Below are 14,461 nucleotides of genomic sequence, written 5' to 3' on the forward strand. Positions count from 1 at the left end.
GCCGCGGCTCGCATGAATTTGGGAGGATCTCATGAAGAAATTGCTGACAGCCGTAGCTGCTGCCGCAATTTGCGCGACTGGCTTTGCGGCGCCGGCAGCCGCCGAAGGTGAAAAGATCATTTTAATCAGCCACGCACCGGACAGCGACAGCTGGTGGAATACGATCAAGAACGCAATTTCGCTCGCAGGTGAGCAGATGGGCGCGGATGTCGAGTATCGCAATCCGCCAACGGGCGATCTGGCCGATATGGCGCGGATTGTTGAACAGGCTACCGCCACCGATCCGCATGGCATCATCGTGACCATCGCGCGCGCGGTGCATTTCGGGGCCAAGGTTCTGATTCTGGATGAGCCTACTTCGGCATCGGGTGTGCGGCAGACTGCGAATGTTCTGGCCACGATAGACAGGGTCCGCAAAAATGGAATTGGCGTAGTCTTCATCACGCATAACGTTCGGCATGCGATGGCGGTGGGTGATCGTTTCACGGTGCTGAACCGGGGTCAGACGCTGGGCACGGCTGTGCGCGGTGAGATCACACCGGACCAGTTGCAGGACATGATTGCTGATGGTGAGGAACTGGCTCAGCTCGAAGGCAGTCTTGGGGGAACCGTATGACAAAGACGCTTGATGTCATCACCATTGGACGCTCGTCGGTTGACCTTTATGGGGCGCAGGTGGGCGGCCGGTTGGAGGATATGGCTTCCTTCAACAAATATATCGGCGGATCGCCAACCAATATGGCGGCAGGCACCGCGCGGCTGGGGTTGAAATCCGCGCTTATCACCCGTGTCGGGAATGAGCATATGGGCCGTTTCCTCCGCGAGGAACTGGCGCGCGAGGGCGTTGATGTGCGCGGGATCAAAACCGATCCTGACCGGCTGACTGCGCTGGTGTTGCTGGGTATTCGCAATCAGGAGCAGTTTCCCCTGATATTCTACCGCGAGAATTGCGCCGACATGGCGTTAAGCGAGGATGACATCGACCCGGCCTTCATCGCCGAAGCGCGCGCGGTTGTGGCGACCGGCACACATCTGAGCCATCCGCAGGTCGAAGCCGCAACGCTAAAGGCGCTGAAACTGGCACGCGAAAATGGGGCGCAGACAGCACTGGATATCGACTATCGCCCGAACCTGTGGGGCGTGGCCGGGCATGGGGATGGCGAAAGCCGGTATGTGGAAAGCGCCGAGGTCACTGCAAAGCTGCAATCGACCCTGCACCTGTTCGATCTGATCGTAGGCACCGAAGAAGAGTTTCATATTGCAGGCGGCACCACTGATATCATGGCCGCCCTGCGTGCGGTGCGGGCCGTTTCAAATGCCGTGTTGATCTGCAAACGGGGGCCAATGGGCGCATCGGCCTTTGTGGGCGACATTCCCGCTACTTTGGATGAGGGGCAGAGCGGCCCGGGCTTTCCCATTGATGTATTCAACGTTCTGGGTGCCGGTGACGGTTTCATGTCCGGTCTACTCAAAGGCTGGCTGGATGGGGAGAATTGGCCAACTGCTCTGGGATACGCCAATGCCTGCGGCGCCTTTGCCGTCAGCCGCCATGGCTGTACCCCGGCCTATCCCAGCTGGGAAGAGCTGCAGTTTTTCCTGACCCGCGGTGTCAGGGAAAAGGCGTTGCGAAAGGATGCCCAGCTGGAACAGTTGCACTGGTCCACGAACCGCAAAGGCGACTGGTCCACAATGCGGGTCTTTGCGTTTGATCACCGCATCCAGTTCGAAGAGATGGAGGGCGCAACGCCCAAAAAGATCGGTGCGTTCAAATCGCTCTGCCTGGAGGCTGCAACGCGGGTGGCTGGTGGTCGGCCGGGTTATGGCCTGCTATGCGACTCGCGTCTGGGACGAGACGCCCTGTACAAGGCAGCCGGGCAAGGGCTGTGGATCGGCCACCCCGTAGAACTGCCCGCCTCGCGCCCATTGCGGGCCGAGCCCGAGATCGGGCCGGATTTCGGTGGGTTGGGCGAATGGCCGTCGGAACATGTGGTGAAATGCCTGTGCTTTTATCACCCTGATGACAGCGATGAGATGAAGGCCCGGCAGGAAGACGTCGTGAAGCGTTTGTTCACGGCAGCCCGGCGTAACCGACTGGAGTTTCTGCTCGAAGTCATTCCGTCCAAGGTGGGGGCTGTGCGATCTGCAACCACACCAAAGATCATCCAGCGGTTCTATGATATTGGTGTCTATCCGGATTGGTGGAAGCTGGAGCCGCTCAGGACCGATGGGGAATGGGCAGCTGTGGTCGAGGCCGTCCAGCGCAATGATGCCCATACGCGAGGGATCGTTGTTCTGGGGCTGGATGCCCCGGCGGATGAACTGGCGGCCTCGTTCGCGCAGGCTGCCAAATTCGATCTGGTCCGGGGATTTGCCGTGGGGCGCACGATTTTTGGTGATGCCGCTCGCGCCTGGATGAAGGGTGAGCTTGGCGACACGGATGCCGTTGCACAGATGGCGGCGAGATATGAAGACCTTTGCGCGATCTGGGATCAGGTGCGCGCGCAAGCAAAGGAACAGGCAGCATGAGCACGATCCGGCTAACTGCGGCACAGGCACTGGTGCGCTATCTTTCGGCGCAAAAAAACGAAGACGGTGCGCCATTTATTGCTGGTGTCTGGGCGATTTTCGGACATGGCAATGTCGCCGGTCTGGGCGAGGCGCTGTATGCGGAACGTGACACTCTTCAGACCTATCGCGGACACAACGAACAGACCATGGCCCACGCTGCGATTGCCTATGCCAAGCAATCCGGTCGGCGGCGGGCGATGGCAGTGACGTCCTCGATCGGTCCGGGCGCCACCAACATGGTGACCGCTGCGGCGCTGGCGCATGTCAACCGGTTGCCGTTGTTACTGATCCCCGGCGATGTATTTGCCGGTCGCGGTCCTGACCCAGTTTTGCAGCAGATTGAGGATTTTGGTGACGGAACCGTCAGCGCCAACGATTGCTTCCGCCCGGTCAGCAGATATTTCGACCGCATCACCCGGCCCGAACAGTTGCTCACCGCGCTGCCCCGTGCCTTTGCTACCATGACTGACCCGGCAGATTGCGGACCAGTGACGCTGGCCTTTTGTCAGGATGTACAGGCCGAAGCCTATGATTGGCCCGAAAGTTTTTTTGATGAAAAAACATGGCATCAGAGACGTATGCGCCCTGATGAGGGCGAACTGGCGCGTGTGGCGGATGCGGTAAAAACGGCGAAGAACCCCGTGATCGTTGCAGGAGGAGGGGTGCATTATTCGGATGCCTGCGCCGCGCTGCAAAGCTTTGCCGAAGCGCATCAGATACCGGTTGTTGAAAGTCAGGCCGGCAAATCGGCACTGGCGTGGGATCATCCACTGAACCTTGGCCCTGTTGGGGTGACCGGAGCCTCCAGCGCCAATACGCTGTGCGAAAAGGCCGATCTGGCTCTGGGGGTCGGCACCCGGTTTCAGGATTTTACCACCGGGTCATGGGCGCTGTTCAAGAACCTGGACTGTAAACTGGTCAGCTTGAATGTCGCTGCCTATGACGCCGTGAAACATGGGGCAATGCCACTACAGGCCGATGCGAGGGTAGGGCTTGAGGAATTGACGCGCGCATTGGGCAGTCACGCAGCCAGCGCGCCCGATGCGGCTCTGAAAACCGATTGGTTTGCAGCCGTTGATTCCCTGACTGAAACGTCCGGGGATGGCAATGCGCTGCCGACAGACCAGCAGGTCATCGGCGCTGTGCAACGTGCCAGCGGGCCGGACACGGTGGTCATGTGTGCAGCGGGCACGATGCCGGGTGAATTGCATAAGCTCTGGAAAGCGCCGCGTCCCGGGGCGTATCACATGGAATATGGCTATTCCTGCATGGGGTACGAGATTGCAGGGGCCATGGGCATCAAGATGGCGCAGCCGGATCGCGATGTGGTCTGCATGATCGGCGACGGGTCCTACATGATGGCGAATTCCGAGCTGGCCACCGCCTGCATGATGGGTATCAAAATCACGATCGTGATTACCGATAACCGTGGTTTCGGGTGCATCAACCGGTTGCAAATGGGCACCGGCGGGGCCGAGTTCAACAATCTGCTGGACCACGCGCATCACACCAACCCATCGAATATCGACTTTGCCGCACACGCGGCCGCAATGGGTGCGGCCGCAGTGCATGTCGGGACGGTTGCCGAGTTGGAGGATGCTTTGAACCGAGCCAAAACCGCGGAAGGTCCTTTTGTAATCGTCATCGATACCGATCCTTACCCCAGCACACCCGATGGCGGTTCTTGGTGGGACGTGGCGGTGCCTGAAGTCAGTGACCGTGATGAGGTGAAGGAAGCGCGCCTTGGGTACGAAGCAGCCTTGCGCGCGCGCTTGAATTAGGCGCGTCACCTCAGCCGGGCGCGCGTTTTCGAAATAATCAGAAGATGGACACAGCCATGATCCTTTACGGCACCAATCCCATCGCATGGGCGAATGATGACGACCAGTCTCTGGGCGCGCATATCCCCACCGAACAAATCCTGACCGAGGCCAGCCAGATCGGGTTCGATGGGATAGAGAATGGGCATCGCTGGCCGCAGGATGACCCTGAGGCGCTGAAACAACTGTTGGGCGGGCATGGCCTGAAGTTCATCTCGGGCTGGCACTCACTGAACCTGCTGGACCACTCGGTCGAAGAGGAAAAAGCGGCGATACAGCCCCATCTGGACAAGCTGAAACACAATGGCTGCAAGGTTTGTATCGTGTGTGAGACATCGAATTCGGTGCAGGGGCTGGATGTTCCGGTAGACGATGCACCCGTTCTGACGCCCGAGCAAATGACCTCGTTTGGGGCAAAAATCGAAGAAATCGCTCAATACTGTGCCGATCAGGGGATTGATCTGGTCTATCACCATCACATGGGAACGGTGGTGGAAACACCGGAGGAGATCGACGCTTTCATGGCGGCCACTGGCCCGGCGACAAAACTGTTGTTCGATGCGGGTCACTGCTATTTTGGCGCGAATGGGCAGGACCCCGCGCCAATCCTGCGGAAGTACAGGGATCGCGTACGCCATTTCCATGCCAAGAATGTGCGCCCCGACGTCATGGCCGAGGTACGTGAGAAGGGCCTGTCCTTTATGGATGGCGTTCGTGCAGGCGTCTTTACAGTTCCCGGTGATAGCGAGGGCGGGGTGGATTTCACGCCGCTGCTGCGGATCCTCAAGGATCAGAACTATGACGGCTGGATTGTGATCGAAGCCGAACAGGACCCCGAGCAACGCAATCCACATCACTATCAGTCGATGGGGCTCAAATCTCTGAAACAAACGGCACGAGGAGTTGGTCTTGGTGGGTGATCTGCTGTGCAAACCGTCTGCGACATCAGGCAAGGTTCATGATATTACGCCCGATAGCGCCCGCGGTCCGCTGAACCCGGACTGGAGCTATGTGGGCTTTGGTCTTTACCATCTGGAACCGGGTGAGACTGTGGCCGAATCCACGGGCAGCCGCGAAGTCATTCTGGTGCTGGTCGAGGGCAAGGCAAACGTCAGCTGCGACAGTATGGATTTCGGCGAAATGGGCGACCGGATGAGTGTGTTCGAAAAGACGCCACCGCATTGTGCCTATGTTCCCAACGACAACGCGTGGTCGGCCACGGCAACCACAAAATGCGTTCTGGCGGTATGCAGTGCGCCCGGCAAGAGAAACTATCCCGCATGCCGACTGGGCCCGGAAGGCATCGAACTGACGCCGCGCGGCAAGGGGCAGAACATCCGCTATATCAACAACATTGCAATGGAAGGCCGCGATGTGGCCGACAGCTTGCTGGTGACCGAGGTGTTTACGCCTGACGGCAACTGGTCGTCCTATCCAAGCCATCGCCATGATGAGGATGATTATCCGAACATGACATACCTTGAAGAGACCTATTATCACCGCCTCAACCCGGCGCAGGGTTTCGGTATTCAAAGGGTCTATGCCGAGGACGGATCGCTGGATGAAACCATGGCGGTCAGGGATGGCGACGTCGTGCTGGTCCCACGCGGCCACCACCCTTGCGGGGCGCCTTACGGATATGAGATGTACTATCTGAACGTCATGGCCGGGCCGCTGCGAAAGTGGCGTTTTCAGAACGATCCGGATCACGACTGGATCGCGCAGCGCGACGCTGTTTGACGCATCACGATCGTCACAATTCGAACCGCGCTATGTCTTGAAGTGCAACGGTTGGAGATTTGCGCCTCTTGTCGCCATTTGTTGTGGTAACGACGGCCTAGAGCTGCCGTTGGCCCTTAGGCTCGAATAGCCTGACTGTGCGGTCTCAACCGGAGATCGCGCGGCGTTTCGTCAGACGCTCGCGTAGCCGTTCGATAACGACGTACAATACCGGTACAAGCACGAGGCTAAGCACTGTAGCGACTATCATCCCGCCAAAGACAGCAGTTCCAAGGGATCTTCGAGCGGCAGATCCAGCACCGCTGGCAATGACCAGCGGCACTACGCCCAGGATGAAAGCAAATGCAGTCATCAACAATGGCCTTATCCGGATGCGTGCGGCTTCCATTGCCGACTCTTCGATCGAAAGACCCTCCTGGCGTCGACGTCGGGCGAACTCGACAATCAGAATGGCGCCTTTGCTTGCCAGACCGATCAACATGACCAATCCGATCTGGCAATAGATGTTGTTGTCGTAGCCTCGAAACCATTGCGCCACCAATGCCCCGAAAATCGCGAGCGGAACCGCCAACAGAACCATTAGCGGCATCACAAAGCTTTCATACTGGGCGGCCAGAAACAGAAAAGCGAATACGACAGCCAGCGTGAAGAGGATCGGCGCTACGTTCCCCGCTTTGATTTCCTGATACGCATTACCGGTCCACTCAAAGGTATACCCCCTTGGAAGCGTCTGTTTCGCCAAAGTGTTCATGGCCGTGATCGCCTGACTGGAACTGTGACCTTCACCTGCGGCACCGCTGATACTGGTCGAACGGAACAGGTTGTAATGATTGATGGTGCGTGCGCCGATCTGGGGCTGCAACTTTACCAAAGCACTCAACGGTACCATGCTGCCCTTGTCGTTGCGCACGTAAAGCCGACCAATGTCTTCTTCGGCTTGCCGGGCATCTACATCGGCTTGCAGATATACTTTGTAAACTCTGCCGTAGACGTTGAAATCGTTGACGTAGACGCCGCCCAAAAACGTCTGCAGCGCATCAAAGACATCACCAATCGAAATGCCCTCGGTCAGAGCCTTGGTTCGGTCAAGCTCGATATGCAGCTGCGGCGTGCTGGCGGAAAACGGGCTGTACAGGCCGGACAACTCAGGCCGGGCATTTCCAGACGCAACCATTTCCCTAGTCAGCTGCTCCAGGTCCTGCAGCGAGCCGCCCGTTGTGTCCTGCAATTCGAACTGGAACCCCCCGGTTGGCGATAGGCCAAAAATGGGGGGCGGGTTGAAGGTGGTCAGTATTCCGCCGGGGATCTCATCGAATTGCGCCTGCGCCTTGGCAATGAGCGCCGCTACGCTTTCACCCGACCCCTTTCTCTTGTCCCAGGATTCGAGAACTGCGAACAGGTTGCCCTGATTGGGCGCTGACGTGTTTGTCAAAATGCTGAAACCGGTGAAAGTAATGACACCTTTGACCCCCGGCAGATCATGCAGAATTTCGTAAGCTTCATCGACGACCTTTTGGGTCTGACCCAGCGCGGTACCTTCCGGCGTTTCCAAGCTGATGATGAAATAGCCCTGATCTTCGTTTGGGATAAAACCCACGGGCACGACGGTAAACATGTAGACAGTTCCCGCCAGTAGCGCCGCAAAGCCCAGTGCCACAGGTTGCCAGACCCGGATGAACCAGCCGACAACCGCCTCATAGCGCCGGGTAAACCACGCAAATCCGGCATCGAATTTTTGGATTATCTTGGCTTTTGGTCGTGCCCCGCCCAAAAGCAAACCACATAAGGCTGGGCTGAGTGTCAGGGCGTTGATCGCTGAAATAGCAACGGCCGAGGCAATGGTCAGGGCGAATTGCTGATATAACTTGCCCGTCAGCCCGGGCATCAGGGCAACAGGTATGAAAACTGCCATCAGAACCAGCGAAGTGGCCACAATCGGGCTGGTGACTTCGTCCATTGCGCGACGTGCGGCTATTTTGGCATCCGTCTCACCGTTTTCGATATGCCTCGATACGTTCTCGACCACGACGATTGCGTCATCGACAACCAGACCAACCGCCAGCACAAGACCGAACAGCGTCAGCAGGTTGATTGAAAAGCCCAAAGCGTACATCAAAGCGAAAGTGCCGATCAGACAGACCGGAATTGTTATCACCGGGATTAGCGCAGCCCGCAGGTTGGGCAGGAAGATGACAATGACAAAAACGACAAGCAGGATAGCCTGTCCAAGTGTGAAGAGAACGTCCCGAATTGCTTCTCGATCGAAGTTCGTTGTGTCGTAGATAACTGTATATTCAAGACCCTCAGGGAAATCCTGTGACAGTTCCGCCATGGTTTCGCGAACCTGCGATGCCAGTTGCAGGGCGTTGGCCCCCGGAAGCTGCATGACACCAAGGCCCACTGTAGGGCCGCTATCCAAGGTCGAGTTGAACGAATAGTCCTCGGCGCCCAGTTCCACCCGCGCCACGTCCTTAAGCCTGATAACAGCACTGTCACCGCCGATGCCCAGAACGATATCTTCAAACTCTTCCTTGTTTTGCAGCCTTCCTTTTGCAGTCAGCGTCAGTTGGAATTTCTGGCTGTTATGGTTCGGCGGCGCGCCCAACGAACCTGCGGCGACCTGCTGGTTTTGTTCGGTTATCGCGTCATAAACATCAGATGCGGTCAGGCCGAGGCTTGCCATCTTTTCGGGATCAAGCCAGATCCGCATTGCATAGACCCGCTCACCCCAAACCATAACCGTTCCAACACCCGGAATACGCTTGAGACGATCCGTGATGTGGATGTCCGCGTAGTTTGAGATGAAGAGTTCGTCGAACTGGCCGTTCGGCGAAATAAGGTTAACCCCCATGATCAGGTCAACCGACTCCTTTGTTACGGTCACTCCCGAGGCGACGACCTCATCCGGAAGTTGCGCCATCGCTGTGGAAACCCTGTTTTGCGTGTCCACGGCTGCAATACTAAGGTCGTAACCTTCCTCGAAAGTGACGGTTATGTTCGAGGTGCCGTCATTGGAGCTGGTGGACGACATGTAAACCATCCCTTGAACGCCGTTGATCTGCTCCTCAAGGGGAATTGTCACAGCCTCTTCGACAACTTCGGCGCTGCCGCCGGTATACGTGGCGCTGACGACAACCGTCGGAGGCACGACTTCGGGAAATTCGCCGACGGGAAGCAGTGGTATCGAAATCAATCCGGCGATCACGATGACCAGCGCGATAACCGAGGCAAAGACTGGCCTGAAGATGAAGAACCGGCTCAGCATTCAGCCATCAGCCTTGTCTGTACCCGAACCGGCGGAAGGTTTTGTGACCTCCACAGCCATGCCTGACCGGACGCGTTGTTGCCCCTTGATGATCACCACTTCAGCGTCCTTGAGCCCCGTCATGACGATGCGGCGACCTTCGTAGTTGCGGCCAACGGTTACCCGGCGCATTTCGGCCTTGTCGGTTTTGTCGACGACAAAAACAAAGAATCCGGCCTGATCCTGCGCAACCGCTTCAGAGGGTACTGTTATCTGGCCTGACTGCTCGGCTAGCTGGATGTTCACTCTGGCATATTGACCGGGGCGCAGCGTTTTGTCGGGATTGGGAAACACGGCACGCACAGCAATAGTGCCTGTCGTGGGATCAATGCCCGGTTCCGAAAAATCAAGCGCACCTTCGTGCGGATGTACGCTGCCGTCGACCAGCGTGATCGCGACCTTCAGATCGGGATTTGCCGATCTGTATTTTTCCAGTTCCAGAAATTGCGCCTCACTTGGGCTTACATAAACGAACAAGGGATCCATCTGGACCAGTTCAGTCAGGACAGTGTCATTTCCCGAAACGACATTGCCGACATCCTGATAAACCCGTCCGATACGTCCATCAATTGGGGCGGAAACCGTCGCGTAATCAAGGTTGACCTGAGCCGAGTCCACCGCGCCCTGGCTACTGTCGAGATCGCCCTTCGCTTCGGCCGCGCTGGTGGTTTTCTCGTCCAATTTCTCCTGTGCGACTGTTCCATCACTCGCCAGAGCGGAAACCCTCTCCTTCTCCCTGTTGGCGAAGTCTAAGCTGGCCTGGCTTTTGTCTCGCTCGCCCTTGAGGCGCTTTAGTTCAGTTGCGTAAGGACGTTGGTCAATTACGAACAGGGTATCGCCTTTGACGATATCTGTACCTTCTTTGAAGGGACGCGATTCAACGTGACCATCGACGCGCGACCGAACGGACACCGTGTTGGGCGACTCGGTACGTCCGGTCAGCTCAAGAAAAAGCGGTACTTCTTGTGTCTTTGCCTGTGCGACGACAACCTTCGGTGCTTTGGCTTTTGTTTCATCCGACTCTTTCTCGAAGCAGCCGGAAACAAGGATCAGCAGGCACACCGAAAATATATGGCGTGCGCCCCGGTTCTCACCCGTTATTCGCTGCCCAAAGCGCACTCACTCCTCCTGAAACTCAACACCCTGAATTATTGATAGCTTAATTTGCCCGCATTATCACCAACAACAGTTTTCTGCGTATCCACCGCTTCTTGCAGAAGTTGATGACGGCGGAAACGAAATAGATGGGTTGTCCTCTAATGTCGGCCATTTCTTCGTAAATTTGCCAGGACAATGATGGGATCAGGTTCGCAAATAGCGGCAATCTCATCAGAATCTGCACAACTTGGGCAGAGTAAATGCGCGTTCGCCGTTCACAACTGGCGGCATGAAAAGTTTTTCCACAGATACAGTGGCTTGGTGCGCATTCGCGATTGCCTCTGCAATATTGGCCGCGCAGCCTCTGCAATGGCTTGTCCGAAGTTGGCTCAGTCCTGCTTACGGGTCTTACGGGTACGCCTACGTCCTGCTGATTTTGTGTCTGGCCGGGATGAGTTTGCTGAGCGGGCGGCCGAAAGAAGTTGTCTCTCGGATGCCGGCGATTGCCTTGTTGTTGATGGCCGCTTTGATCCGGTTTTTGGGGCAGATATTGGCGATCAACATTCTCAGTGCACTTGCGCTTGCTGTAGATGTTTTTGCTCTGGTTGTACTGCTGCAGCTAAATCGTCGACCCTTTGCGATTTCACCATTCTGGATGGCTGCGTTGTTTCTGTTTTCCCTGCCAACAGAAATGGTCCTGCAGCGCACGCTTGGGTTCCCGTTGCAAATGGTTTCGGCGGAATTGGCCTGCCACATGCTCGTCACACTGTTCTCGAATGTGGCCTGCGACGGGGTGCGCATCACCCTGGAGCGGAAGGACATTCTGGTAGACCTGCCCTGTTCCGGAGCCTCGGGTCTTTTGCTGTCGTTGGCCTTCGTGGTGACCCAAAACGCGGTTATGAGGCCACGGTGGCATGTCGGCGGTCTCAGCCTGTTGGCCGTAATTGGATGCGCCACACTTGGAAACAGCCTTCGTATTTCGCTGCTTGCAACTGGCCTCGCTTATGATCTGGATGTGATGGCCGAGCCTTGGCACAGCCTTATTGGGTTGACGACACTTGGCCTGACCGTCGCACCCTTTGCCCTGTTCTATCGGCCCTGCAGCAGAAAGACGCGTGAAAGCCGCCCACGGCCCAAGCCATTTATTCTGCCGAAACCCATCAAAATGCTGGCGGGGATTGCTTGCCTTATCGGCAGCATTGTCATCGTGTCCCTAAAGGCAAATCCGGTGGACGTTTCGGGTAGCGTGACGGTGCCGATCCTGCCCGCGCAAATCCAAGGATTTCAGGGGCAGAAAGTGCCTCTGACACAGATGGAATCTCGTTATTTCGAAGCCTATGGCGGGCAGGCACAGAAGGCCCAGTTCGGTCCGCTGGGGCTGAATGTGGTCAGCACGCGCGCGCCGCTGCGGCATCTTCATGCCCCCGAAATCTGCCTGCGGGGTCTTGGCTACAAAGTGCGGTTTCTGGGCACACGCTATGACGGCGTTCCCAGCGCCTACTATCGGGCCACGGGTCCCGACGGAGACCGATGGTTGGTTGCGGTCAGCTATGTCTCGCAGAGCGGGCAGGTCACTCCCAGCGTCGGCGAAGCGATCTGGCGCTGGTTGAACGGGACCGGCGGCACCTGGAGCAGCGTGCAAAGGATCACCCCATGGGCTCTGGACACTGCACTGCGCGCCGAACTCGACGCTGCCACGATCGCAGCTCTGGACATTCAAACCATCGAAGGAACGGACACATGATACGCTATTTTGCTTTTGTTTTTCTGCTGCTGCCCGGGGCTGTGTACGCACAGCCCGACGACGAGATCGCAGGCCGTTTGATCGGCAGCGGGGCAGCCGGGCAACTGGACTTGCCTCTGCTGAAATCGGACCTTTCCGTTGATATTCAGGGAGATATGGCAACTGTTCAGGTGCGGCAGGTGTTCGTGAACCCGTCGGATGATCCGATGTCGGCGGAATATCTGTTCCCTCTCAACCAAAAGGCTGCCGTCTATGCGATGCAGATGCAGGTGGGGGATGAAGTGGTTGAGGCACAGATTCAGAAAAAGCAGCAGGCCGAACAGACCTTTGAGACCGCAAAGCAAGAGGGCAAGGCAGCGGCCCTTTTGACCCAGCATCGTCCCAACATGTTCACACAGAAAGTCGCCAACCTGATGCCGGGGCAGCCGATCACGGTGACGCTTAGCTATGTGCAGGCCGTTCCCAAGATCGACGATTCTTATGAACTGGTTCTGCCGCTGGTCGTCGGGCCGCGCTATCAGGGGGCAGTGAACTCCAACCCAACGTCCGAGCACGTTGTGTTGGCGGATTTCCACGAAGAAGACCCGGCTGCCTCAACCAAGGTCGACGGTTGGACTGTTTCCGAACTGCCGGAATACCCACCGGTTCCACACCTTTCGAACCCGGATGTCATCGAACCCGCGCGGGTCTCGCTGGATCTGAACCTGCGCGCGGCTGTTCCCGTATCCAATCTGACAAGCGCAACGCATGACTTGCAAGTCCAACAGTCAGAAGGAGTGATCAGCGCCATTTTTCGGGACGGGCGGGTGATCGACAACCGTGACCTTATTTTGCGCTACGAACTTGGGGGCGATGAGACAACTGCCGGAGTGCTGGCCTATCACGATGAGCGGGGCGGCTTTGTATCGTTGCTGGTTGAACCGCCCAAGATCCCGCAAGCGGATCAGATCACCGCACGAGAGCTGGTTTTTGTTCTGGATACCTCGGGTTCGATGGACGGCGCGCCTCTGGATGCCAGCAAACGGTTTATGGAATCCGCACTGCAGGGGCTGCGCCCCGAGGATTATTTTCGCGTGATCCGGTTTTCTTCGGGTGCGTCCGAGTTCGCATCCCAAGCCGTTCCTGCTACGCATGGCAACATCCGGTCTGGCTTGCGCTATGTGCGCGGTCTTCGTGCCGGGGGTGGCACTGAAATCGACAATGCAATTCGTCATGCTTTTGCAACGCAACAGCCCGCCAACACGCTGCGCATCGTCGTTTTCCTCAGCGATGGCTATATCGGTCACGAGTCGCGTGTTCTGCGCACAATCCGGCGGCAAATCGGCGATGCCCGTATATATGCCTTTGGGGTGGGTACTTCGGTAAATCGTTACCTTTTGGACGCGATGGCCGAAGAAGGCCGCGGCTATGCCCGCTATGTTGATCCGACTCAGCGCGCCTCGGATGTAGCGGATACGCTGGCCCGAGACCTGAAATCGCCGGTGTTGACTGATATCTCCATTGATTGGGGCGAGTTGAATGTCAGCGAAGTGGTACCATACCACATTCCAGACCTGTTCGATGGCGGCTCAATCCGGGTTCTGGCCCGGTACGACGGTGGTGGGCCTGCCGACATCACGATCAATGGCCTGGTGCAGGGTAGAAAAGCACGAATGCCACTGTCGCCGGTTCTGCCAACAGTTTCCGATCCAGAGGGCGATACGCATCAGGGCGCTGCGATCCCATTGACCTGGGCCCGTACCAGAATTGCGGATCTTGACCGTGCCATCGCGGTACAGGCTGGCGATCCCAAGGAGCTTGAGGCGCAGATCACCGATCTTGGGTTGCAGTTCAATCTTCAGACGCAGTTCACCTCATTTGTTGCCGTGTCAAAGTTGATCGTCAACACTGGCGATGTGCCAACAGCCACTACTCCGGTAGCCTTGCCTCAGGTGGCGGGTGTTGGCGCCGGGGCCTATCCCAAAACCGCGTTTAGTGGATCATCCACACCCGAGCCCCAAACGATATTTGGATTGATTATTCTTGCGGCTCTGGGCGCGCTGCGTCTGACCCGTGGTCGGAGGGGCGCGGCATGAGAAACGTCCCCTACAAACTGCGCACAGATGCCTGGTGGCTGGGGGATGATTTCGCCTGGCGCAGACCGCAGGTTCAGGCTCCACTTGACCCGGCCAATGGCAGTATGATCTC

The 14,461-nt window shown here is 57.3% G+C and carries 8 protein-coding genes and 1 pseudogene; 7 read left to right on the forward strand and 2 right to left on the reverse strand.

Annotated elements, in window-relative coordinates:
- Positions 1–298: 298 nt before the first annotated feature.
- From ACR0NA_RS17515 to iolB, 5 genes and pseudogenes are all read left to right on the forward strand, one after another.
- A pseudogene (locus tag ACR0NA_RS17515) lies at positions 299–616 on the forward strand (P-loop NTPase family protein); the annotation flags it as partial.
- Positions 613–2,526: a bifunctional 5-dehydro-2-deoxygluconokinase/5-dehydro-2-deoxyphosphogluconate aldolase gene (locus ACR0NA_RS17520; protein WP_480731090.1), complete on the forward strand. Its 1,914-nt coding sequence runs from the start codon at positions 613–615 to the stop codon at positions 2,524–2,526. The pseudogene ACR0NA_RS17515 and the gene ACR0NA_RS17520, both read left to right, overlap by 4 nt.
- Positions 2,523–4,349 carry a 3D-(3,5/4)-trihydroxycyclohexane-1,2-dione acylhydrolase (decyclizing) gene (gene iolD, locus ACR0NA_RS17525; protein WP_480731092.1) on the forward strand — a complete coding sequence of 609 codons (1,827 nt, stop codon included), beginning with the start codon at positions 2,523–2,525 and terminating at the stop codon, positions 4,347–4,349. The genes ACR0NA_RS17520 and iolD overlap by 4 nt, the downstream gene beginning before the upstream one ends.
- A gap of 44 nt (positions 4,350–4,393) precedes the next feature.
- Positions 4,394–5,308, forward strand: coding sequence for a myo-inosose-2 dehydratase (iolE, locus tag ACR0NA_RS17530; RefSeq protein ID WP_480731094.1), 915 nt, complete (start codon positions 4,394–4,396; stop codon positions 5,306–5,308).
- Positions 5,301–6,128, forward strand: a complete 828-nt coding sequence (iolB, locus tag ACR0NA_RS17535; RefSeq protein ID WP_480731096.1) for a 5-deoxy-glucuronate isomerase — start codon at positions 5,301–5,303, stop codon at positions 6,126–6,128. Before iolE ends, iolB begins: the two co-directional genes overlap by 8 nt.
- Positions 6,129–6,273: 145 nt before the next feature.
- Here iolB and ACR0NA_RS17540 read toward each other — a convergent pair whose 3' ends face one another.
- Positions 6,274–9,393, reverse strand: coding sequence for an efflux RND transporter permease subunit (locus ACR0NA_RS17540; RefSeq protein ID WP_480731098.1), 3,120 nt, complete (start codon positions 9,391–9,393; stop codon positions 6,274–6,276).
- A complete protein-coding gene (locus tag ACR0NA_RS17545) occupies positions 9,394–10,551 on the reverse strand; it encodes an efflux RND transporter periplasmic adaptor subunit (protein WP_480731101.1) in 1,158 nt (385 codons plus the stop codon). It abuts the gene before it with no gap.
- A gap of 268 nt (positions 10,552–10,819) precedes the next feature.
- On the opposite strand from ACR0NA_RS17545, the gene xrtT reads away from it, so the two are divergent.
- Together xrtT and ACR0NA_RS17555 are read left to right on the forward strand one after the other, a co-directional pair.
- Positions 10,820–12,274, forward strand: coding sequence for an exosortase T (xrtT, locus tag ACR0NA_RS17550; protein WP_480731103.1), 1,455 nt, complete (start codon positions 10,820–10,822; stop codon positions 12,272–12,274).
- Positions 12,271–14,349, forward strand: a complete 2,079-nt coding sequence (locus tag ACR0NA_RS17555; protein ID WP_480731105.1) for a VIT and vWA domain-containing protein — start codon at positions 12,271–12,273, stop codon at positions 14,347–14,349. The genes xrtT and ACR0NA_RS17555 overlap by 4 nt, the downstream gene beginning before the upstream one ends.
- Positions 14,350–14,461 lie beyond the last annotated feature (112 nt).

It is taken from the genome of Ruegeria sp. C11, assembly GCF_056537725.1.

What these genes read in the sequence shown, in the direction of transcription:
- ACR0NA_RS17555 (WP_480731105.1), top strand. Translation starts at nt 12,271, where the DNA reads ATGATACGCTATTTTGCTTTTGTTTTTCTGCTGCTGCCCGGGGCTGTG.
- iolD (WP_480731092.1), top strand. Translation starts at nt 2,523, where the DNA reads ATGAGCACGATCCGGCTAACTGCGGCACAGGCACTGGTGCGCTATCTT.
- iolE (WP_480731094.1), top strand. Translation starts at nt 4,394, where the DNA reads ATGGACACAGCCATGATCCTTTACGGCACCAATCCCATCGCATGGGCG.
- xrtT (WP_480731103.1), top strand. Translation starts at nt 10,820, where the DNA reads ATGAAAAGTTTTTCCACAGATACAGTGGCTTGGTGCGCATTCGCGATT.
- ACR0NA_RS17520 (WP_480731090.1), top strand. Translation starts at nt 613, where the DNA reads ATGACAAAGACGCTTGATGTCATCACCATTGGACGCTCGTCGGTTGAC.
- ACR0NA_RS17540 (WP_480731098.1), bottom strand. Translation starts at nt 9,393, where the DNA reads ATGCTGAGCCGGTTCTTCATCTTCAGGCCAGTCTTTGCCTCGGTTATC.